This is a genomic window from Cupriavidus basilensis, from assembly GCF_000832305.1.
Lineage (GTDB): Bacteria > Pseudomonadota > Gammaproteobacteria > Burkholderiales > Burkholderiaceae > Cupriavidus > Cupriavidus basilensis_F.
Window position 1 is genome coordinate 2020094 of sequence record NZ_CP010537.1, and the last position, 19923, is coordinate 2040016.

The window sequence follows — 19923 nt, forward strand, 5'->3', positions numbered from 1 at the left end:
GACGCGAAGTAACGTCCTCACGCAATACAAAACTAAACACGGAGACGAGTGTGTTCCTGTATGGATTCGGCCCGCTATTACTCGCGGGCACAATTAGAACTATTGAGCTGTCTCTCTTGTCGCTTGCCACCGCAATCGTCCTCGGACTGTTGGGCGCAACCGCAAAACTCTCATTCAATCGTCCCCTTCGGGAACTTGGTAGGTGCTATACGACGCTTATCCGCTCGGTTCCGGACTTGGTCTTAATGCTGCTGCTGTTTTACAGCATCCAAATCGGAATCAATAATTTGACCGATGCGGTGGGACTGCCTCAATTTGATATCGACCCGTTCGTTGCCGGGGTTCTAACGCTTGGCTTCATTTACGGTGCTTACTTTACCGAGACGTTCCGGGGAGCATTCCTGTCAGTTCCGCGCGGTCAGCTCGAAGCCGGCGCGGCCTATGGGATGAACGGCACCCTTGTATTCAGGCGGATTTTATTTCCGCAAATGATGCGCTTCGCGATTCCTGGAATTGGGAACAACTGGCAAGTTCTCGTTAAAGCGACGGCGCTTGTCTCCATCATCGGACTGGCGGACATCGTGAAGGCGGCCCAAGACGCGGGCAAGAGTACGTTCAAAATGTTCTTCTTCATCTTGTGCGCAGCCTTCATCTACTTGGTTATTACGACCTTCTCGAACCTCGTCTTGGCTTGGCTGGCAAAGCATTACTCGTCCGGCGTACGGCACGCGGAGCTGTAATTCGTGATTGATATTCTCAACCAATTCTGGCGCGCCTTCCTTTATTGGGATGGACAGGGGTTTTCAGGCCTTGCGGTCACCCTCTGGTTGCTCGACGCGTCGCTGTTCATTGGCTTTATCCTGGCTGTCCCACTTGCGGTAGCCCGTATATCCAAGAACAAGTTTCTGAGCGTAGCGGTCTGGTGTTACACCTATGTATTCCGGGGCACTCCGCTTTACGTGCAACTCCTGCTCATCTACACCGGTCTTTACGGATTCGAGTTTGTCCGTTCGACCGAAGTGTTGAGTGCCGTTTTCAGAAGCGGCTACTACTGCTCAATCATCGCATTTGCGCTCAACACGTGCGCCTACACGACTGAGATATTTGCGGGAGCGATGCGAACGACCAATCATGGCGAAATCGAAGCGGCGCGCGCCTACGGAATGAGCTGGTTCACGATGTATCGACGAATTGTCATTCCATCGGCCTTGCGTCGTTCCTTGCCGCAGTATGGCAACGAAGTGATTCTGATGCTTCATGCTACGTCAGTCGCTTTCACCGCAACAGTGCCCGACATCCTCAAGGTCGCCCGCGACGCCAATGCTGCGACATACCAGTCCTTTCAGTCTTTCGGGATTGCTGCGTTGCTCTATCTCGCAGTTTCATTTGCGTTGGTCGCACTCTTCCGACAAGCCGAGCAACGCTGGCTGGCATATCTGGCGGTTCGGCCCCACTAAACAACCCCATTGTCCTGTCTGGTGGGCAAACGACGGACCAGCGATTTAGAAGGAACAGCATGTTAATGAAGACAACTCAGGCAATGAGCTGCAAGCTCGCAGTCCAAGACATCCACAAGAGCTTCGGCGATAACGAGGTATTGAAGGGCGTGTCGCTCACCGCAAAAAAGGGTGACGTGATTAGCATCATCGGCGCGTCCGGCTCCGGCAAGAGCACGTTTCTGCGTTGCATCAACTATCTCGAGCGCCCGAAATCGGGGCAAATCTTCCTCGATGGCGAAGAAATTCGAACGAAGAAAGACAAGACAGGCGATTTGGTAGTCGTTGAGCCCAAACAACTTCAGCGTATGCGGACGAAGCTGTCGATGGTGTTTCAGCACTTCAATCTGTGGGCTCACATGAACGTTCTCGAGAACATCATTGAAGCTCCGACACACGTGCTCGGCCTCAGCCGAAAAGAGGCAGAAGAGCGAGCCCGCGAATACCTTGAAAAAGTCGGCTTGCCTCCCCGTGTCGAGAAGCAATATCCGTCGCATCTGTCCGGCGGCCAGCAGCAGCGGGTTGCCATCGCACGTGCGTTGGCGATGAATCCCGACGTCATGCTGTTCGACGAACCTACGTCCGCTCTGGACCCGGAACTCGTCGGCGAAGTGCTAAAAGTGATGCAGAAGCTCGCCGAAGAAGGCCGGACCATGATTGTAGTTACGCATGAAATGGGATTCGCACGGAACGTGTCGAATCATGTCATGTTTCTACATCAGGGTCGTACAGAGGAGCAAGGCCCTCCCGAAGAAGTGCTCAACTCCCCTCGAAGTGAGCGGCTGCGGCAATTCCTTTCCGGAAGCCTGAAGTAACCCGAAGGCTAAGCTTGGTCTCAGAGCAAGACTGCTGGTTGTCGAAACAAATGGTGACTCTCTAACGAGCTCGATGTGATTGCCCTTCGTAGACCTTTGACAGCAGTTCTTCTCCCCTGCCGGCTACTTAGCTGAATGACGTCAAAAAAATTGAAGCCCTGCCGCGCATCATGGACGACATCGACACGAAATTGATTGCTTTATTACGCCAAGACGCGCGGCTCAGTATCGCAACGCTCGCGTCCAAGTTAGGCGTTGCCCGCGGTACCGTGACGGCAAGGCTACGCAAACTTGAGGATGAGCAAGTCATTGTTGGCTACACGCTCAAGCTGCGTCCCGAAGATGACGACACACGGATTCGTGCCTGGATGGGCGTACAGGTAGACGGAAATCGCACGCAAGAGGTCATCGCAAGCCTGCTCGGAGAGCCTGCCGCCGTTGCGCTTCACGACACCAATGGTCGGTGGGATTTGCTTGCAGAGCTACGGGCAAGCTCGCCGGCCGAACTCTCAAAAGTATTAGAGCGGATAAGGCTGACTAAAGGCATCCGCCATACGGAGACCAGCATCCTTTTGAAGACGTTCAGATAGTTATTAACACCCTCCGCGTAAGCAACATAAGTACACCAGTCCGATATTCGGTGGACTTCAATTTGGTGGCACCTATAGCTTCAGCAAAGACACGAACTTCGCAAACAACCTCCCATATGGCTATGGAGCACAGTATGCGGTCTGGAATCTCCTGCTGGCAGCCAAATTCCTATGCCCCTAATCCGACCACTTCTGGTTATGTTGGCGACATCATTCTGGCCGCAGGTTCGCCTTCAGAACCAAGCTGGCGCGCTCGTAGCGATTCGCCACAAGTTCTCAGCCCGAAGTCTTCATTCGTCCGCTGATGTTGCGAGCAGACCTTGACCCGAGCGCTTGCTCGGGTCTTTTTCTATGCTTTGCGAGCGGGCCGAGCAACTTCGTGCACAATTTGCAGCGCTCGAAGGCGTGCTTCGTACCAACCGGGAACATCACTTCGCGGCGGCACGAACGCAGTATGCCTGCTTCAGTCGACCAGCGACGGTTCCGGCGCGATGCTTGCCAGCTCCAGCGCGCCGAAAAGATTCTTCGGGTCGTTCAGAGCGGGAATCAAGGCCAAATCCCGTCCGAAGCCGTACGAGCGAGCTTTCTCATACAGGAAGGTCAATGCGGAGTAGTCTTCGAGCGCGAACCCAACCGAGTCGAAGATGGTTATCTGGCTCGCGCTATGGCGCGCCGGCACGTGGCCCGTCAGAACCCGCCAAAGCTCTGTCACAGGGAAATCTGCAGCCATCTGTTGGATGTCACCCTCGATACGAGACTGCGGCTCGTACTCGACGAAGACCTTACCCATTTCAAGGACGCCTCGATGCAGCTCCGTCTTGCCTGGGCAGTCACCGCCGACCGCATTGATATGGACGCCAGGCGTGACCATCTCCGGCGAGATGATTGTTGCATTCGTCTTGTCTGCCGTCACGGTGGTGATGATGTCCGCACCCAGTGCAGCTTCCGCTGCGCTATTACAGACCACGAGGTCCAATCCAAAGCCTTCAAGGTTCGAGAGGAGCTTGTTGGTTGCGGCCTTGTCGACATCGTAGAGTCGGATGCTCTGAATGTTCAACAAGTGCCGAAAGGCCATTGCCTGAAACTCACTTTGAGCCCCGTTGCCTATGAGAGCCATCGTGCGGCACCCGGGCCTCGCCAACGTGCGCGCGGCAAGTGAGGACATAGCTGCCGTGCGAATCGCGGTGGTCAGCGTAAGTTCGGAAAGCATGATGGGCGCACCGGTGGCAACATCTGCCAGAACGCCGAACGCCATCACTGTGGGTAGGCCGAGAGTGGTGTTTTTCGGATGGCCATTGACGTATTTGAACGCGAATTGGGTCGCATCGGCGATAGGCATTAATTCCACAACGCCGTCAGGTGAGTGGCTGGCTACGCGTGCACTTTTATCAAATTCCGACCAACGCAGAAAGTCCTGCTCAATGCGTTCAGCCACGCCTGCGATACATTGCGGGAGCCCGATGCGGTGGACCAAGCGCACGACATCATTGGGACTGAGGTGAATCAGGGGGAGCGTATTCGACATTGGTGTCTCGTGTGGTTTGAACATGAGACAGTTTTCCAGAGCGACGCGTCAGTCGATAGGCGTCAATCCGGCTCATTTCGGCAGTGTATTGAACAAAGTAGCGCGCCCCAGCGTGCAGGCTTGATACGCTGGAGAGCGGCAACCCCGAACTAATTGTGACAGCCAATATTGGGTGCCAGACTCATCTGGGTGGCGCTCATCGCACCGACGTCAGACACTGGATTGAGCTGGTGGAGGATGCACTCCCGTAGGGCTACGAGAGCCAGTTGAACGGGTGGTTTGAGGACTGAAAAACCTCGGTGCTCCGCGTTGCGGACCCGTGGCGAACATCCTGAAGAGCTCATTCATTTTCAGGTGGAGCGCTGCCTTGCCCTCGAAGGATGTGAGCACGCTAGCCGGCACACCGAACGGCGTCGCTAGTTCTGCCACAGCGCGGTGGCGCAATCAGCGCGACAGTAATGGGTGTTCTAGTGTTTGTGGCGCGCGGCGCCATTCGCCGCGCGCTTCTTCGTTGCGCCGCCCAAACTCCTCACAAACAGTATTTTTCGCCGGTTACGTGGCATCGCACGTTCGCCTTTCTGCAAGTCACACATATCTCAAACCGGTTGTTGACAGCCCAAAGACGACTGGCTATTATTCGCTCATGTTGTCTTAATACAAGTTAAGACAACCAAGGTGTCGAAGATAGACATTTCCTTACATCTCACGAGGCGATGTCATCTCGAAATGGCGGTCACGCTACGCAACTGGACTGTTTATCGCAATAGTCAGTCATCGAGCGTGACGCCTTCCCCGCGGAAGCTAACTGAATGAGCTCAACGCGTACTGCCCCACTTACGAGATAAGACTGGAGACGGCGAATGCTTCTCAACGATGAAGAAACCGCAATGCTCAACGGAGAGCGCGGAAAGGTCCTGCAAATGGCGATGCGCCATCAGGTTCAAGTCGGCGACTTCTTCGGAGCGCGCGATTTCGTACCCGTGACGCAGGCGCACGTGATGGCTGATACGGAAAGCTTGGGTCAGGCGGGTGTGATGTGGCTCGAAGGTCTCTCAGAGGCCTCCGACGGTCGCCACACTGTTTGCATCCCGACCATCACCGACCCGCGCGGCACGGATTTCAGCAAAGCCAACGACCTCGGTCAGCGTGACTGGATGGTTGAACTCGAGCGCCGCGCTATTCATGCTTTCGAACGCTTGGGCGTCAGCATGACCGACACCTGCATCAACTATCAGACGGTGCTGGCCGCAACCCGTGGCGAACATGTTGCATTTGGTGACACCGGCGTCGTCATTTATTCGAATTCGGTGAACGGCGCACGCTCGAACTTTGAAGGTGGGCCATCCGCATTGTCAGCCGGGTTGACCGGCCGTACGCCACGCTACGGCTACCATCTCGACGAGCAGCGTCAAGCGACGATGCGTTTCCGTGTTGATTTCACGCCGCGTACGCTCAACGAATGGGGTGCGCTCGGTGGCGTTATCGGTCGCCTGGCTGGTAACTACTGGCAAGTGCCGGTGATTGAAGGTATTGAGGGTGCGCCGACCTCCGACGACTTGAAGCACTTCGGCGCCGCGATGGCCAGTTTCGGTTCCATCGCACTCTTCCATCTCGTCGGTATTACGCCGGAAGCTCAGCGCATCGAAGACGTTGGCGGCGACAAGCTGCCGGTTCATCACCGTATTGACCGCGAACAAATCGATGCGCTCGCTGCAAGCTACGCAGTGACCAAATCTATCGATGTCGTCGTCTTCTCCGCACCGCAACTGAGTCTGTACGAACTCCGCTCGCTTGCGGAACTCTGCGACGGCCGCAAGTTCAAGGTCCCGCTCCTTGCAGTCACTAGCCCTCAGGTGTCGCCCGACTCGGAGCGCTTCGGCTATACGCGTCGCATCGAAAGCGCTGGAGGTACCGTGCTGTCTGGTATGTGCTTCTACCAGTCGTACGCACGTGAAATGTCTGAAGCGAAGGGCTGGAAAAAGCTTGCGACGAATAGCGCAAAGCTTGTGAACATTCTGGGTGGCTACGGATACACGCCGATGCTGGCATCGATGGAAGAGTGCGTCGCTGCTGCGGAAAAAGGAGAACTGGCATGAGCGAACTCGTATTGACGGCGCGTCACGCGCTCGGAAAGAAAGTCTCGGGAGAAGCACTGGTTGCGAAGGATGGATTTTCCGCTCGCTACGACTTGAATCGTCTCGAAGGTGTCTTCTCTCGTCCGGCACATAAGCTGGTCGGCCAGTCGTACGTTGGCCGGGTTCTGGTTTTAGACACAGCGAAAGGTGGGGTAGCGAGTGCCTGGATGCTCCACGAGATGCAATCGCGGAACATGGCACCCGTCGCAATCATCTTCAACACGGTCAACACGATTCTGGCGCAAGGCGCAGCCCTCGGGGGAATCTCAATGCTGGCTGGCTTTGACCAGGATGTGACCGAACTCATTCCACACGGCTCGCTGGTTGAAGTCGACCCGGAGACAAAAACGCTTCGCCTTCTGCGAGGGGGCTCAGGTGACACGGCCCCAGCCACGTTTGCTCACGGACAATCAGAAACATCTCCTGTCCATCTCAAGCCGCGGCACTGAGCGCGCTGCAACCCGTTGGACCGTAACGCCGCCTTTATGGCGGCGTTGTTCTCGGTGCTTCAATACCGAGCCACTTCTTTGCCCCACGAGTTTCGATGCCGACTGCGCATCGACCGGTCAGCCTCGGGGACCGTACTGTCGCAGCTAGCTATGAAAAATGCCTCTTGCCTGCTCCGGACCTTCTTGTGGAAGGCCGTGCGCCAACCCGACACGCACGCAATGCTTCTTTGGGCCGTTGTCGTGGGAATTGTTGGCGCCTACGCGATGGCTGCATTTCGAGAAGGTATAGATTTGCTGCAGCGAACGATTGGGGGGGAGCCCGGGAATTTTGTTGAGTTTGCGAAGGCTTTGCCGTGGCCTGTTCGGATTGCTGTGCCGACGGTGGGAGGCCTGATAGCTGGCGGGTGCTTGCTTCTCGCGCGTCGGGGTTCCTCAGGCTCGGGTGCTGACTATATGGAAGCTGTCACCGTTGGAGGCGGTGTAGTGCCCGTGTGGCAAAGCATCTGGCGGACTATTTCGTCGCTTTTTTCAATTGCCAGCGGCGGCTCAATCGGTCGAGAGGGCTCAATGGTTCAACTCGCGGCCCTGTGCTCTTCGGTTGTCGGCCGGCTGTTTCGTTTCGACCCGGCTCGCCTGCGCGTGCTCGTCGCGTGCGGTGCGGCAGCAGGCATCACATCGGCGTACAACGCACCAATTGCTGGCGCGTTCTTCGTCACTGAGTTGGTCCTCGGTTCGATGGCGATGGAATGGTTCGGTCCCATCGTAGTTTCGTCAGTCGTCGCCAACATTACCATGCGTGAATTCGCTGGTTACAGACCTCCCTATGAGATGCCGTCGTTTCCTACGGTCACCGGGATGGAGGTCCTCCCATTTGTTGTCCTCGGCCTACTTTGCGGAATTCTGGCCCCTCGATTTCTTCAACTGCTCGCGATTTCCAAGAAGGGATTTGGCAAGCTGCCACTTTTTCTTCCGATGAAGCTCGCATTAGGAGGCTTAATAGTAGGCATTGTCTCCGTTTGGGCGCCAGAGGTGTGGGGCAATGGTTACGAGGTTGTGAACTCGCTGCTGCATCAGCCGTGGACGTGGACCGCGCTGCTCGTTGTGCTGGTCTTAAAAATCATCGCAACGCTCGCAACAGCTGGGACAGGTGCAGTTGGAGGCGTTTTCACGCCAACGCTATTTGTCGGGGCAGTCATCGGATGTATCTACGGAATTGGTGTTCAGAACATATGGCCACAGGCGAGCGCCGAGCCCTACGCCTACGCAATCGTCGGCATGGGCGCTTTCCTGACAGCGGCCACCAATGCGCCTTTGATGGCAATTCTCATGATTTTCGAGATGACCCTCTCATATCAGGTAGTCCTGCCGCTAATGCTTTCCTGTGTCATCGCATACTTCGTGGCTCGCAACGCCGAGCACAGTGCAATGTACGAAGTGACGGTACGGCGCAATCGTGAGTTGAAAGACCGGTCGAAACTCGCTGCTATGAGAATGCGGGAGTTGGTCAGGCCCGCAGACACTATCGTCCCGCTCAACGCATCGGTCGAGGCGATGACTCGTATGTTTGCGGAACATCCCGTGAAGTATCTCTACGTCGTCGACGAACGTCAGCAGTTCTGTGGTGTAGTCGCATTGGACGACGTCGCTTCTGATTTGGCGGCTCCTCGGATTCCACGGCGTAGAACTGCGTCGGACTTCCTCTTACCGGAGTTTCACGTCCTTACCCCAGATATGACGTTGGGCCAAGCCTTGCAATTGTTCCTCAAGTTTCGTGGGGAACGCCTTCCGGTTATCGACCCGACCTCCAACAGTTCATCGATTCTCGGGGTCGTGTACAAGACGTCGTTGCTGGACGCGTATGGCCGAATGAGTCCTTCCTGACGACACGCAAAAGACGGGCACGCGTGCCGGCACGAGCATCAATCCACGGTCTGCGCGTCGAACAGGGCCTTAAACTGCAGTGCTGCCTCCTTCAAAACTGGCAGTTTCAAAAGCAACTCCTCCAGACTGCTTCTGGGGGCAGCCGCGTGACATACGAGCGCAATGGCATTGCGCGAAGAACCCGTAATTACAGGCACAGCTACACCGACCATGCCGATGATGAATTCCTCCCTGTCGGTGGAGATTCCCTTCTCAGCAAGACGCGTGAGTTCATCGTCCAACTTCGCTCTGTTGGTGATGGTGTGTGGCGTGCGCGGGCTAAGCGTGAGCCGGTCCAGAAGTGCAGCGCGCTCAACGGGCGGGAGCTGCGACAAGAATAATTTTCCGCCTGCGGTGCAGTGAAGCGGGTGTCTGGAGCCAAGCTCCAGATGCATCCTCAACGGCTCCGACGTTTCGACGCGCTCGAGGTACAGCACGCAATCACCATCGAAAGCTGAGAGATTACATGTTTCGCCAAGGCGCGAGACCAACCCACGAAGCACTGCCCGGCATTCGCGTCGGAACGAACTGTTGCTGAGGGTTGACGCGGCAAGTTGGACGGTACGCGGGCCGGGTATGAGTCCTCTTGTGTCCGGCATCCGTGCCAGATACCGACTAGAAATCAACAGGTCCACGAGCCGCGCTGCGCTGGCCTTCGGAATATCCAGTCGCATCGCTATCTGCGCAATTGTGACCGGTTGATTCGAGGCAGAAACCCGCTCGAGAAGGCTGAGTAGCCTGAGCATCTTGTGCTCTTGGAGCATATCGGAGGTGGTCATTCGTCTCCCTGGGGGCATCGTGCTTTCTTGTTCGAAGAAGCATTTTTAGTCTCAAATTCCGACAAATCTCGTGTTTCTGCTTGCGGTCGTCTGCTTCGCATTGTATCAAGATGATAAGACATTTAGATACAAGTCGTAAACCCGAGAATCAGTGCGTCTTGGGTAGCGACCGACGATGGAGACACCCCCAATGTGTACCTTCCGGCCCATCTTCGTGATGTGGCACCAACTCCTGCTTTCTATCCGTTCAAGGCTGCGTTCCGACGCTTCCGTCACTGTGAACGGCAGCGTTGCTTCGGCCCCAAGCCGCCGCAAAAACTATTCGCTCGCCATCCTGCATGCGGGCATGTAACGCGCGCCAGCGCAATGAGGTCAGTATGGACAACGATTTCACTCAACACTCTGTCAGCGCGGCCAAGGTGATTGGCGAATTCCATAAGTGCGGAATCGACTTCGTCACGACGGTTCCGGACATGTTGCAGATTGCTCTTCATCAGGCGCTCGAGGACCAGAACAATGGTATCCGCGTAGTGCCCACAACGACCGAAGACCAGGCGGTCGAAGTGGCCGCGGGTCTGTACGCGGGCGGGCGCAGTGTCGCGATTCTCGTGCAAAACCAGGGCTTCTATGCAGCAATCAACAGTGTTCGAGCGCTTGGCCTCGACTCGAAGATTCCGATGCTTTTTGTGGTCGGCCAGTTCGGACGCGAGTTCGCGAATCTTGGGAAGGACCCACGGGAATCCCGTCGTCTGATGGTGCGAATGCTCGAGCCCTTGCTGGAAACACTCGATATTCCGTACTGGCGACTCGAGGCGCCGGGGGACGAAAGACATATCGCGGCCGCTTGGGCCGCATCCCGGGAACGCAAGGGACCAGCTGTACTTATCGCGGGTCACTTCATGGGATTCGCGCAATCCAACGATGCCGACAAGGTAAAGCAGTCAGTTTGAAGGAGCCAATCATGAACATGTCTACTGCAGAAGCGTGCGAAGTAATTCAGAAGGTCCGTGGCGATGCCATCGTCGTTTGCACAATGGGTGCGATGAACGCTCTGGACAAGATTTCCACCGACCCGCTGAACGTCGCGTGCGTTCCCCTGATGGGCGGGGCGGCGTCCTTGGGGCTGGGACTTGCCTTGGCGCAGCCGAAACGTCCCGTGTTCGTCCTCGACGGAGACGCCAGCCTTCTCATGGAGTTGGGAGGATTGGTGACGGTAGCGCAAGCTGCGCCGGGAAAGTATGTCCACTTCCTGTTCAACAACAGCACTCAGTTTTCCGGCTTAGGGAATCTGGACACGCCAGGCGCCGAGACTGTGGACTTCGTAGGCCTTGCCCGTTCGGCAGGCTATAAGACGTCGCAACGCATCTGCGACCTGGAAGACCTCGAACGCAAGCTTCACTCGATTTTGAGTGGACCGGCACCGGCCTTCGTGGAATTGGTTGTAACAAAGGAAGCACCCACGCTTGGCACCACCAAGCCCTCCGTGGAGATGACCGACGCGCGATTCACCCGCATGGGCGATGAATTGCGCCGCATTCGTAGTCACCTCGTCTGATTTTTGATTGCGTAAGCGGTGCCGCAATGCGATGAAAGAGAAAGGGATTGGAGAGAGCCTGAGAGCGCGTCTTCGAAGATGCGATGACCAACCAATAACAAGTCCAGTCCTGCGCTCACGATGGACCGTCGAGCCTTTCCTCTGAGGAAAGACTCGACTTCGCACATCTTTATTTCTCTGTTGCGCGGGATGCGGCGCCGTTCACGTTCTTGATTGACGAGGCCACGGGCAAAGGACCTTGAACGCTCAGCGAAAACTCGTAATTTTCCGGGCGAATGTAGAACGAAGTACGTTCGCGCAAAGCACCATCGCTGCCGAAAGACTCGCGCTCCATGACGAGAAGGGCAGCCTTCGCAGAAAGTCCCAGGAGTTGGCCGACTGAGGCGCCCGCAGAGCGAGCGCGAATTCGAACCTCTGCTCTCGTCACGGTTAGCTTCAAGACGCTTTCCAACAATCCATAAATGGGGGTGCGGTTCACCTGCTCCCAAGTTAATCCGCTAGCCTCCGGCGGCAGCGTCGACACAACAAGCGCAATGGGTTCGTCATCAACCAGATACAGGCGTCGCAGCTGGAAGCAATCGGCATCGGTTGCGCCAAACGCCTGACGTAAGCTTTCTGAAGCAGATGCAGGCCCAAATTCAAGCAGCTTCGTTTTCGGCTCCACACCTTGCGCGATGAGTGCGTCGTAAAACCCTCGCATCGGCTTCAGGTCGTGCAAGAACTTTTGCCGCGACACGAAAGTGCCTTTGCCCTGCTTGCTAACGACGTACCCCTCAGCCAGCAACTGGGCAATGGCCTGGCGAACCGTCACGCGACTCACTCCGAAACGGTGAGTGAGCTCATTCTCCCCGGGTAGCTTGCTGTCAGTCGCGAAGGAACCTGAGTCGATGTCCGAGCGCAACAGGTCGGCAATCTGCATATACAGCGCCGTTGGACTTTCCCGATTTAGAAGAGACTCGCCCGCCACAGTTCCAGACTGCTTTTCAGCAACCGCTGTGTTGTCATCCTCCGTCGTTTCCGGCGCCGGGGGAAGTGGGGTCAAACGTCGACGCGATGCGCCGCGCTTTTCAGGGTTTCCTTGCATCAGGGTCCGTTCCGAGAGGGTCAAACGGCGTGCTTTTTCAGTTCAAAAATGCGGCTTCAGGCTCAGATTCCAGAGTCAACCGCGTTTTCGCTTGCACCGCCAAAAGTGCCGTTGTATCAATATGGTAAGACATCTGCATACAAGTTGCAAATGCAAGGCGCTCCCCAAAGCGCGATAGAAATCAGGAGACACGGCAGCATGCAAACATTCGACTACGTCATCGTCGGCGCTGGCTCGGCCGGTTCAGTTCTCGCAAATCGCCTGAGCGAAAGCGGAAAATATACCGTTTGCCTTCTCGAAGCCGGCCCGAAAGACCGGTATCCGTGGATTCACATTCCCATCGGATATGCGAAGACGATGCAACACCCGAAATACAACTGGCGTTTCTACACCGAGCCTGAACCGGAACTCGCGAATCGCAAAATCTATCAACCGCGTGGCCGAACACTTGGCGGAAGCAGTTCGATTAACGGCCTTATCTACATCCGCGGCCAAAAGCGTGACTACGACGAATGGCGTGACCTCGGCAACCCCGGCTGGGGTTGGGACGACGTGCTACCGTACTTTCGCAAGCTCGAGACCAACGACCTAGGCGCGTCAGCAACCCGCGGCGATAGCGGCCCGATGCATGCGACTAGCGTTCCACCGGAGCATGAACTGGTCGACGCTTTCATTGGAGCGTCTGAACGCCTGGGCGTACCCCGCACGAATGATTTCAATGATGGCCGTCAAGAGGGAGTAGGTTATTTCCAGGTCAGCACAAAGAACGGCTTCCGCTGCTCGACCGCGGTCGGGTATCTGAAGCCGGCGAAGAGCCGAGCCAACCTCCATATCGAGACTCTTGCACAAGCAACCAAGGTGTTGTTCGAGGGGAAACGGGCCACAGGCGTTCGGTACGTGCGAGACGGTCGAACTCTCGAGGTCAAAGCGACGCGCGAAGTCCTGCTCTGTGCCGGTGCCATCCAGTCCCCACAGCTATTGCAACTTTCGGGCGTTGGCCCTGCAGCTTTGCTCTCTGAGTTCGGCATCAAGCCTGTGCATGTCTCACCAGGTGTGGGCGAAAATCTCCAGGACCACCTGCAGGTTCGATTGATGTACGAAGTGACCAAACCGATTACCACCAATGATGCGGTTCGTAGCTTGACCGGTCGCGCGAAGATGGGGCTGCAATGGCTTTTGCGCCGCAGTGGCCCTCTGGCGGTCGGCATTAATCATGGCGGAATGTTTTGCCGCGCGTTGCCAGACGAGAACGCGACTCCCGATATTCAGTTTCACTTCGCAGCTTTGTCCGCGGATAGCACGGCGGGAGAAGTTCACGACTTCCCCGGTTGCACATACTCGATTTGCCAGCTTCGCCCAGAATCTCGCGGCTTCGTGCGGATTCGCTCCCTCGAGGCGTTGGAGCCACCGCGTATTCAGTGCAACTACCTCTCGACTGAAACCGACCGACGCACGACGGTCGCCGGCGTGAAGTTCGCGCGCAAGGTCGCGGCGACAGAACCGATGGCGGCGTATATGAAGCGCGAATATCGACCTGGCCCGAACGTACGCACGGACGATGAAATCCTGCAGTTCTGCCGGGAATACGGGACAACGATTTTCCATCCGTCCGGCACGGCAAAAATGGGCTCGGCCGACGACCCTATGGCGGTGGTTGACGGTGAATTGCGCGTTAGGGGTGTCGAAGGCCTGCGTGTCATTGACTGCTCAATCATGCCGACTCTCATATCTGGGAACACAAATATCCCCACGGTGATGATTGCCGAAAAAGCGGCCGACATGATTCTGAAGGGCGACCGCCGGCGAGTCGAAACTTCACACGTGATTGGGTCCGAGAAGATTGTAGGGCTCAGCAAACAGGAGGCGCAGCACAGCTGACGAGCCTTGCCAACTTGTAGACAAAGCGTCGCAACGGCGACGCTTCACCGAGCAGAACGCGTACATCGATGCGCGACAACATTTTCATGAAGTGGAGACATCATGAGCACGGACAAGAAAGCCCTGCGGCGCGTTGCAGCTGCGAGCGTCATCGGCGCCATCATAGAATGGTACGACTTTTTCCTTTACGGAGTCGTCGCAAGCCTCGTCATCAACAAGTTGTATTTCCCTCCTGGGGATGCTGCGACATCGACACTTCTCGCTTACGCAACGTTCGCCGTCGGATTCGTTGCTCGGCCGTTCGGCGGGATAGTCTTCGGTCACTTCGGTGACAAAGTCGGGCGCAAGAGCATGCTGGTCATCACTTTGATGATTATGGGGCTCTCGACCGTCGCAATCGGGCTTGTACCAACCTACAACATGATTGGTTATTGGGCCCCCGGTCTTCTTCTTCTTTTCCGGGTCATCCAAGGGATTGGACTCGGTGGTGAATGGGGTGGCGCGGTCCTCATGGCGTATGAATACGCTCCTCGTGAAAGCAAAGGGTTCTATGCGAGCCTGCCGCAGATTGGACTTTCAGTTGGTGTGCTACTGTCCGCTGCCATTATCGCCTCGCTGTCCGCGCTGTTGACCGACGCTCAGTTTATGGCGTGGGGCTGGCGACTCGCGTTTGGACTGTCTTTTATCTTCGTGATGTTTGGTCTTTGGATTCGGCTCAACGTGATGGAAACGCCCGAGTTCGCGAAGGTCAAGAGCAGCCACAGCGAGACGAAGGTACCGTTCCTGGATATGTGCAAGCGTTTCCCGGGCAACATGCTGCTTGGTCTGGGTGCGCGACACATCGATGGGGTGTTCTTCAACATCTTCAGCGTCTTCACCATCAGCTATCTGACGAGTCATATCGGTATCAGCCGGAATGAAGCGCTCATTGGGGTGATGATTGGCGGCGTTGTTCTGACCATATTTATCCCAATTTTCGGACGTATCTCGGACTTTGTGGGCCGTCCGCGTCTCTACGCTTTCGCTGCGCTCATCACTGCAGCATCGGTCTATCCAGCGTTCTGGGTGTTCACGCATGCGGCGGGTAACACAATGTTGCTGTGGGCCGCCATCGCGATTCCCTACGGTGTCTTCTACGCTGCAGTCTATGGCACTGTCGCGGTCTTCCTGTGCGAGTTGTTTGACGCCAAGGTGCGGTACACAGGCATCTCGTTCGTTTATCAGTTTTCGAGCGTCACGGCTGGCGGTCTCACTCCAATCATTGCGACGGTACTTGTGACCCTCGCGGGCGGAAGCCCTTGGCTCGTTTGTGCCTACGTCGCGGGTTCAGGTGTTATGTCGTCATTGTGCGCATTCATCATCGGCCGCCGAGCGGTACGGTCAAACCTCGAGCATCAAACGGAGGATGGAGTGAACCGCCGTCGTCAGCTTTCGTAGTCGTCGCCCGGTTATCAAGTCTGCTCCTCCGCAAATCCCCACGAGCCACGAAGGCGAGGACACGGCTTTCCGGCCGATGTCCTCGTCGTTCGCGTGAGCGACCGTATCGGCAGGCTCATTTCAAAAACGGCGTTACTCTCCAGGAGCATCTGTGTATCCCGAGCTATTTCTTTACATCAATGGTGAATTTATTGGCGTCGGTGGACAGCGTAAATCAGAAGACGTCACCAATCCGGCCACACGTGAGGTGTTGGGACGTTTGCCTCACGCAACGATTGCAGACCTAGCGCATGCCGTAGCTACATCCCAATCGGCTTTCCTGAAATGGCGGAAAAGCTCGCCACTCCAACGCTCAGAAATATTGCGTCGTGCAGCATCGCTTGCTCGGGAACGTGCTGACGATATTGCGCAAGCCATTACCTTGGACCAAGGCAAACCTCTTGCGGAAGCCCGCGCCGAAGTGGTCACATGTGCTGACCACGCAGATTGGCACGCGGAAGAATGCCGCCGCATCTATGGACGTGTCATTCCTCCGCGAGACACAGCCGTCCGGCAGATAGTCGTGCGCGAGCCTGTGGGAGTTTGCGTCGCGTTCACGCCATGGAACTTCCCATTCAATCAGGCGATAAGAAAAATCACAGCTGCTATTGGTGCAGGGTGCGCCATCGTTCTCAAAGGGCCGGAAGATTCTCCCAGTGCAATTGTGGCGCTGGCGAAACTTTTTCACGACGCTGGATTGCCGCCCGGTGTCCTGAACATCGTTTGGGGTGTTCCACACGAGGTATCGGACTTTCTCATTCAACATCCGTTGGTCCGGAAGGTCTCATTTACTGGCTCCGTCGATGTGGGCAAAAAGCTAGCAGCGCTCGCTGGGCATCATATGAAGCGGGCAACCATGGAGCTTGGTGGGCATGCCCCAGTGATTGTCTGTGACGATGCGGACGTGGATTCGGCGGTACAAGTGACAATGCGGATGAAACTGCGCAACGCGGGCCAGGTGTGTGTCGCACCTACGCGACTCTTCGTTCAGTCGGGCATCTATACAAAGTTTCGAGACCAGATGATTGAGGCGTTCGAAACCGCCAGGTTGGGTCCTGGCATCGACTCTTCAACCACGATGGGACCGCTTGCTCACGCTCGACGAGTCAAGGAAATGGAGCGGTTCGTTGCTGATGCGAAAGCGCGAGGTGGGAACGTTCTAACGGGCGGGTTCGCCCCCGAGCTTGGCGGCAGCTTTTTTGCGCCAACCTTGGTGGACAATCTCGACGACACAGCCGACCTCATGCAGAAGGAGCCATTTGGGCCTATCGCGCCGCTTGCGAAGTTCGATACATTGGATGAAGCAATCGCACGGGCCAACAGTTTGCCTTTTGGACTCGCGGCGTTTGCATTCACGGAGCGCACCCGGTCGGCACATCGACTCGCGACTGAGCTTGAAGCGGGCATGGTGAATATTAATCACGCTGGCATGGCACTGCCTGAAACTCCGTTTGGTGGAATCAAAGACAGTGGGATGGGTAGCGAAGGTGGCACTGAGACTTTCGACGGGTATCTCACCACGAAGTTTGTCACTCAAGTCTGAATGTCATGCTGAACACGGTCGCGCGAGCATTTCGACGGCCTTAAAACGCGCAGGTTCGAAGGGGGCTGCGCCTTCATCCAGGGGTAGCCTTAAGTAGGTTCGAAGGGTCTCTATGCGAGTTCTGATTACCGACGGCGACAATGAAATTGCAGAAGTCGTGCGAGAAGCACTTCGGCTGTCGGGCTACGCGGTCGACAGAGTCGCTACCGGAAATCTCGCTGACACTGCGTTGCGAGCCAAATCCTTCGACCTGCTCATACTGGACTTGGATGTCGAAGGCATAAGCGGAGCACAGGTTTTGTCAAGACTGCGCTGTCGCGAGTCAAAGCTGCCCGTGCTCGCCCTCAGCGTGGTCGATACTATCGAGCGTAGAGTCGACGCACTGGACCGCGGCGCAGACGCCTTCATGGCAAAGCCGTTCTCAATCCCGGAGTTGCTTGCACGTGTTCGTGCGTTAATCAGGCGAGGAGCAAGGTGTCCGGCCGAAGAGGTGACGGTCGGCAATCTATCGTTCGACCTCATCGGCCGTACAGCGACGGTCCGTCGACAGATTTTGGATTTGACGTCGCGAGAGATAGAGGTTCTCGAAATATTCGCCACGCGGGCCGGTCGCGTGGTAACAAAGGACCAACTCGCGTCTGAACTTTCCCGACATGGAGAGGACGTAACCACAAATGCCATCGAAGTCTATGTCCATCGATTGCGCCGAAAACTTAAGACCAGTGGCGCCGCAATTACGACAGAAAAAGGCTTGGGCTACTGTCTTCAACACGGGCGACCAACTCCTTTCAGCCCTCGCGCTACGTGAGTGAGAGACCAGAGAGACGGCGTTGTCACGGCACGATGATTCTTATGTTCAAGTTCGTCGGCATGACTTGACTTCACACACGCCTTCGAGCGTTGATACGAGTCCACCTGGAGCCGGCAGAAATATGGGTGGCGTATGTCACCGACTGACCGAGCGCGCGCTTTCGGGCGAGATGCTGTGCTTGTTTTCTCGGCGCGTTCGCTAGTCATCGGTCGCACCCTGTAGCAGTTGCCGCGTGCGCTTCATGACCCAAGCCACCTCACGTTGGGAGAAGTCCCATTCGCCAGCGTCGACCTTCAATCTCACGCCTCTCTCGGCGCGAGTCAACGCCACGTCTGACGACAGACCGGAGGTAGTAATCTTTCGCGATGCGTACGCGGCTAGCTGACTAGCAAGGTCCTCGCACGCGTCATAGCGTACCCACCGTTGTTCTTCAGTGAGACTGCTTTGATAGCGTCCGTCGACTTCGCGAACGAGAAGTTTTGGTTGAACCCCGGTTACAGAACCGGGGTCCGGTTGCCTCGGAAAATCATCAGGCACATGTCGGTCTGTCATCTCGCTCTCTCTAACTGTGGCAGCTGCCGGGTCGGTGTGACCATCCGACACGCCTCGCATGTCGTCGCCCTGCGCGCGAGTTCGCTCGGCGGAGCCCGAACCGAGTTGCCAAGGTGTGGCCGCACTACGCGGTTGAATGTGATTTACGAAGACTCACAACTGAGCGTCAAGCATTTTGAGCGTCGCAGCGGCGGCGCCCTCTAAACCGACTCCATGCGACGGTTTCGTGCTCGGTTCCCGAAGGTTGATTCGAATGAGCCTCTGCGACGAGAACCGTTCGCTGAAGCGTCGTACCGTCGGTAACGCTCTGCCGGCGCCGACTTCCACAACAACAAGCTTCGACACCGCTTCTCACCTTCCATATGGGACACATCGGTTCTCGAACTAGATTGCAACGGCTGGCTATACACGTAGGTACCACTCACCAGAGCCGTAAATCCTGTTCCGTGTATCAATGTCACGCTTGTAGCCGAGTTCTTTCACGAAGCCCAGCGACTGCAGCACTTCGCGTGCGCGCATGAGGTCCTGCCTATCTGCCCAGTCTCGCGTGTAGACACAGATGACGTGCCCATCGCGACCAATGCTGCGCAGAGCGGTGGATACCTTGGCGCACATTAACTGGTTGCTCTCGATAGCGCCGCTGATTTTGTTCCATTCTTGGTCCACGTCGGCGGGGCTCACAAAGATGCACCATTTCCCAGATGCATCGGTAGATGCGAAGTCGTTGTAGCGCGGGGACTTCTTGTAGTGCCAGTTGCAACTCATGTCCTCAGACGGCTTGTCCGATTTTCTGAACAATCGTTCTTCCACACCGATTCCTTCCTTCATCGAAGCCTCCTCGCGTCCGGCGCTACTCCATCGCGGCGGCAGTTGCCTGAACCGACTATCGTACGGCCTCCATATTTATCGCCCGCCCACCTGAACATTATCATCTTGCGATTCAGACACCACTACGCTTTATTAGATTCAGCTTATTCGTCAGCTGCCGAAGCTTTGTAGGCTTTTACCGCAGCATCCTGATGCGCCTGATAAGCTAGCACTGATGCCTTCGTTAGAAACTGGTTGTTCCGAGTTTTATGGTGAAGCTTGAGTTTGCCTTGCTTGAGCAGCTTCACGACATGTGGACGGGAAACGAATAGCAGCTTCGCGGCTTCGGCGGTGGACATGAAATCGTCGGCGTCAGGCGGCGGTGGAATCTTCGCGTTCGTCGACATTTTGGGTCACCCTTTCTCAAAGCAACCGGCCTCACGCGCCTAAGTTAATCCAGGCTAGCTCACAGGCACTGCGGCGCTACGTTCGTTTCAATCCGCTTTCC

General features: G+C 56.3%; 18 protein-coding genes and 2 pseudogenes. 15 read left to right on the plus strand and 5 right to left on the minus strand.

Annotated elements, in window-relative coordinates; genetic code table 11:
* The first annotated feature begins 50 nt into the window (after window positions 1-50).
* From RR42_RS29650 to RR42_RS41820, 5 genes and pseudogenes are all read left to right on the plus strand, one after another.
* On the plus strand, window positions 51-740 hold the full coding sequence (locus RR42_RS29650; protein WP_043355246.1) for an ABC transporter permease: 690 nt from the start codon (window positions 51-53) through the stop codon (window positions 738-740).
* A 3-nt stretch (window positions 741-743) separates the two neighbouring features.
* On the plus strand, window positions 744-1457 hold the full coding sequence (locus RR42_RS29655) for an ABC transporter permease (RefSeq protein ID WP_043355248.1): 714 nt from the start codon (window positions 744-746) through the stop codon (window positions 1455-1457).
* A 59-nt stretch (window positions 1458-1516) separates the two neighbouring features.
* Window positions 1517-2311 (plus strand): ABC transporter ATP-binding protein, encoded by a 795-nt coding sequence (locus RR42_RS29660; protein WP_043355249.1) that lies wholly within the window; start codon window positions 1517-1519, stop codon window positions 2309-2311.
* A gap of 170 nt (window positions 2312-2481) precedes the next feature.
* Window positions 2482-2901: an Lrp/AsnC family transcriptional regulator gene (locus RR42_RS29665; protein WP_043355251.1), complete on the plus strand. Its 420-nt coding sequence runs from the start codon at window positions 2482-2484 to the stop codon at window positions 2899-2901.
* Between the two features lie 28 nt (window positions 2902-2929).
* A pseudogene (locus tag RR42_RS41820) lies at window positions 2930-3073 on the plus strand (porin); the annotation flags it as partial.
* Window positions 3074-3364: 291 nt separating this feature from the next.
* Here the strand turns inward: RR42_RS41820 and RR42_RS29670 are convergent.
* Entirely contained in the window at window positions 3365-4426 is a 1062-nt protein-coding gene (locus RR42_RS29670) for an ornithine cyclodeaminase (protein ID WP_043355252.1), read from the minus strand.
* A 116-nt stretch (window positions 4427-4542) separates the two neighbouring features.
* Between RR42_RS29670 and glcF the strand changes: the two are divergent.
* From glcF to RR42_RS29685, 4 genes and pseudogenes are all read left to right on the plus strand, one after another.
* A pseudogene (glcF, locus tag RR42_RS41300) lies at window positions 4543-4677 on the plus strand (glycolate oxidase subunit GlcF); the annotation flags it as partial.
* A 609-nt stretch (window positions 4678-5286) separates the two neighbouring features.
* Complete coding sequence (locus tag RR42_RS29675) at window positions 5287-6522, plus strand: aconitase X (RefSeq protein ID WP_043355268.1); 1236 nt, start codon at window positions 5287-5289, stop codon at window positions 6520-6522.
* The gene (locus RR42_RS29680) at window positions 6519-7010 is read left to right on the plus strand and encodes an aconitase X swivel domain-containing protein (protein WP_052495060.1); all 492 of its coding nucleotides are present in this window, start codon (window positions 6519-6521) and stop codon (window positions 7008-7010) included. Before RR42_RS29675 ends, RR42_RS29680 begins: the two co-directional genes overlap by 4 nt.
* Window positions 7011-7160: 150 nt before the next feature.
* Window positions 7161-8891 (plus strand): ClcB-like voltage-gated chloride channel protein, encoded by a 1731-nt coding sequence (locus RR42_RS29685; RefSeq protein ID WP_043358183.1) that lies wholly within the window; start codon window positions 7161-7163, stop codon window positions 8889-8891.
* A gap of 38 nt (window positions 8892-8929) precedes the next feature.
* Here RR42_RS29685 and RR42_RS29690 read toward each other — a convergent pair whose 3' ends face one another.
* Window positions 8930-9709, minus strand: coding sequence for an IclR family transcriptional regulator (locus RR42_RS29690; RefSeq protein WP_043355272.1), 780 nt, complete (start codon window positions 9707-9709; stop codon window positions 8930-8932).
* A gap of 377 nt (window positions 9710-10086) precedes the next feature.
* Here RR42_RS29690 and RR42_RS29695 point away from each other — a divergent pair, with 377 nt between their 5' ends.
* Entirely contained in the window at window positions 10087-10659 is a 573-nt protein-coding gene (locus RR42_RS29695) for a thiamine pyrophosphate-binding protein (protein ID WP_052495062.1), read from the plus strand.
* An 11-nt stretch (window positions 10660-10670) separates the two neighbouring features.
* Window positions 10671-11264 carry a thiamine pyrophosphate-dependent enzyme gene (locus RR42_RS29700; protein ID WP_043355275.1) on the plus strand — a complete coding sequence of 198 codons (594 nt, stop codon included), beginning with the start codon at window positions 10671-10673 and terminating at the stop codon, window positions 11262-11264.
* 169 nt (window positions 11265-11433) lie between these two features.
* On the opposite strand, the gene RR42_RS29705 is transcribed toward RR42_RS29700, so the two are convergent.
* On the minus strand, window positions 11434-12348 hold the full coding sequence (locus RR42_RS29705; protein ID WP_124684269.1) for a GntR family transcriptional regulator: 915 nt from the start codon (window positions 12346-12348) through the stop codon (window positions 11434-11436).
* A 198-nt stretch (window positions 12349-12546) separates the two neighbouring features.
* Here RR42_RS29705 and RR42_RS29710 point away from each other — a divergent pair, with 198 nt between their 5' ends.
* From RR42_RS29710 to RR42_RS38990, 4 genes are all read left to right on the plus strand, one after another.
* Window positions 12547-14226 carry a GMC family oxidoreductase gene (locus RR42_RS29710; RefSeq protein WP_082055153.1) on the plus strand — a complete coding sequence of 560 codons (1680 nt, stop codon included), beginning with the start codon at window positions 12547-12549 and terminating at the stop codon, window positions 14224-14226.
* Between the two features lie 99 nt (window positions 14227-14325).
* The gene (locus tag RR42_RS29715; protein ID WP_172966118.1) at window positions 14326-15663 is read left to right on the plus strand and encodes an MFS transporter; all 1338 of its coding nucleotides are present in this window, start codon (window positions 14326-14328) and stop codon (window positions 15661-15663) included.
* A 151-nt stretch (window positions 15664-15814) separates the two neighbouring features.
* Window positions 15815-17245, plus strand: a complete 1431-nt coding sequence (locus RR42_RS29720) for an NAD-dependent succinate-semialdehyde dehydrogenase (RefSeq protein WP_043355278.1) — start codon at window positions 15815-15817, stop codon at window positions 17243-17245.
* 112 nt (window positions 17246-17357) lie between these two features.
* Complete coding sequence (locus RR42_RS38990; RefSeq protein ID WP_082055154.1) at window positions 17358-18053, plus strand: response regulator transcription factor; 696 nt, start codon at window positions 17358-17360, stop codon at window positions 18051-18053.
* A gap of 957 nt (window positions 18054-19010) precedes the next feature.
* Here the strand turns inward: RR42_RS38990 and RR42_RS37965 are convergent.
* Together RR42_RS37965 and RR42_RS29730 are read right to left on the minus strand one after the other, a co-directional pair.
* Window positions 19011-19436, minus strand: a complete 426-nt coding sequence (locus tag RR42_RS37965) for a putative phosphothreonine lyase domain-containg protein (protein ID WP_052495065.1) — start codon at window positions 19434-19436, stop codon at window positions 19011-19013.
* A gap of 143 nt (window positions 19437-19579) precedes the next feature.
* Complete coding sequence (locus RR42_RS29730) at window positions 19580-19822, minus strand: excisionase family DNA-binding protein (RefSeq protein ID WP_043355281.1); 243 nt, start codon at window positions 19820-19822, stop codon at window positions 19580-19582.
* Window positions 19823-19923: the final 101 nt, after the last annotated feature.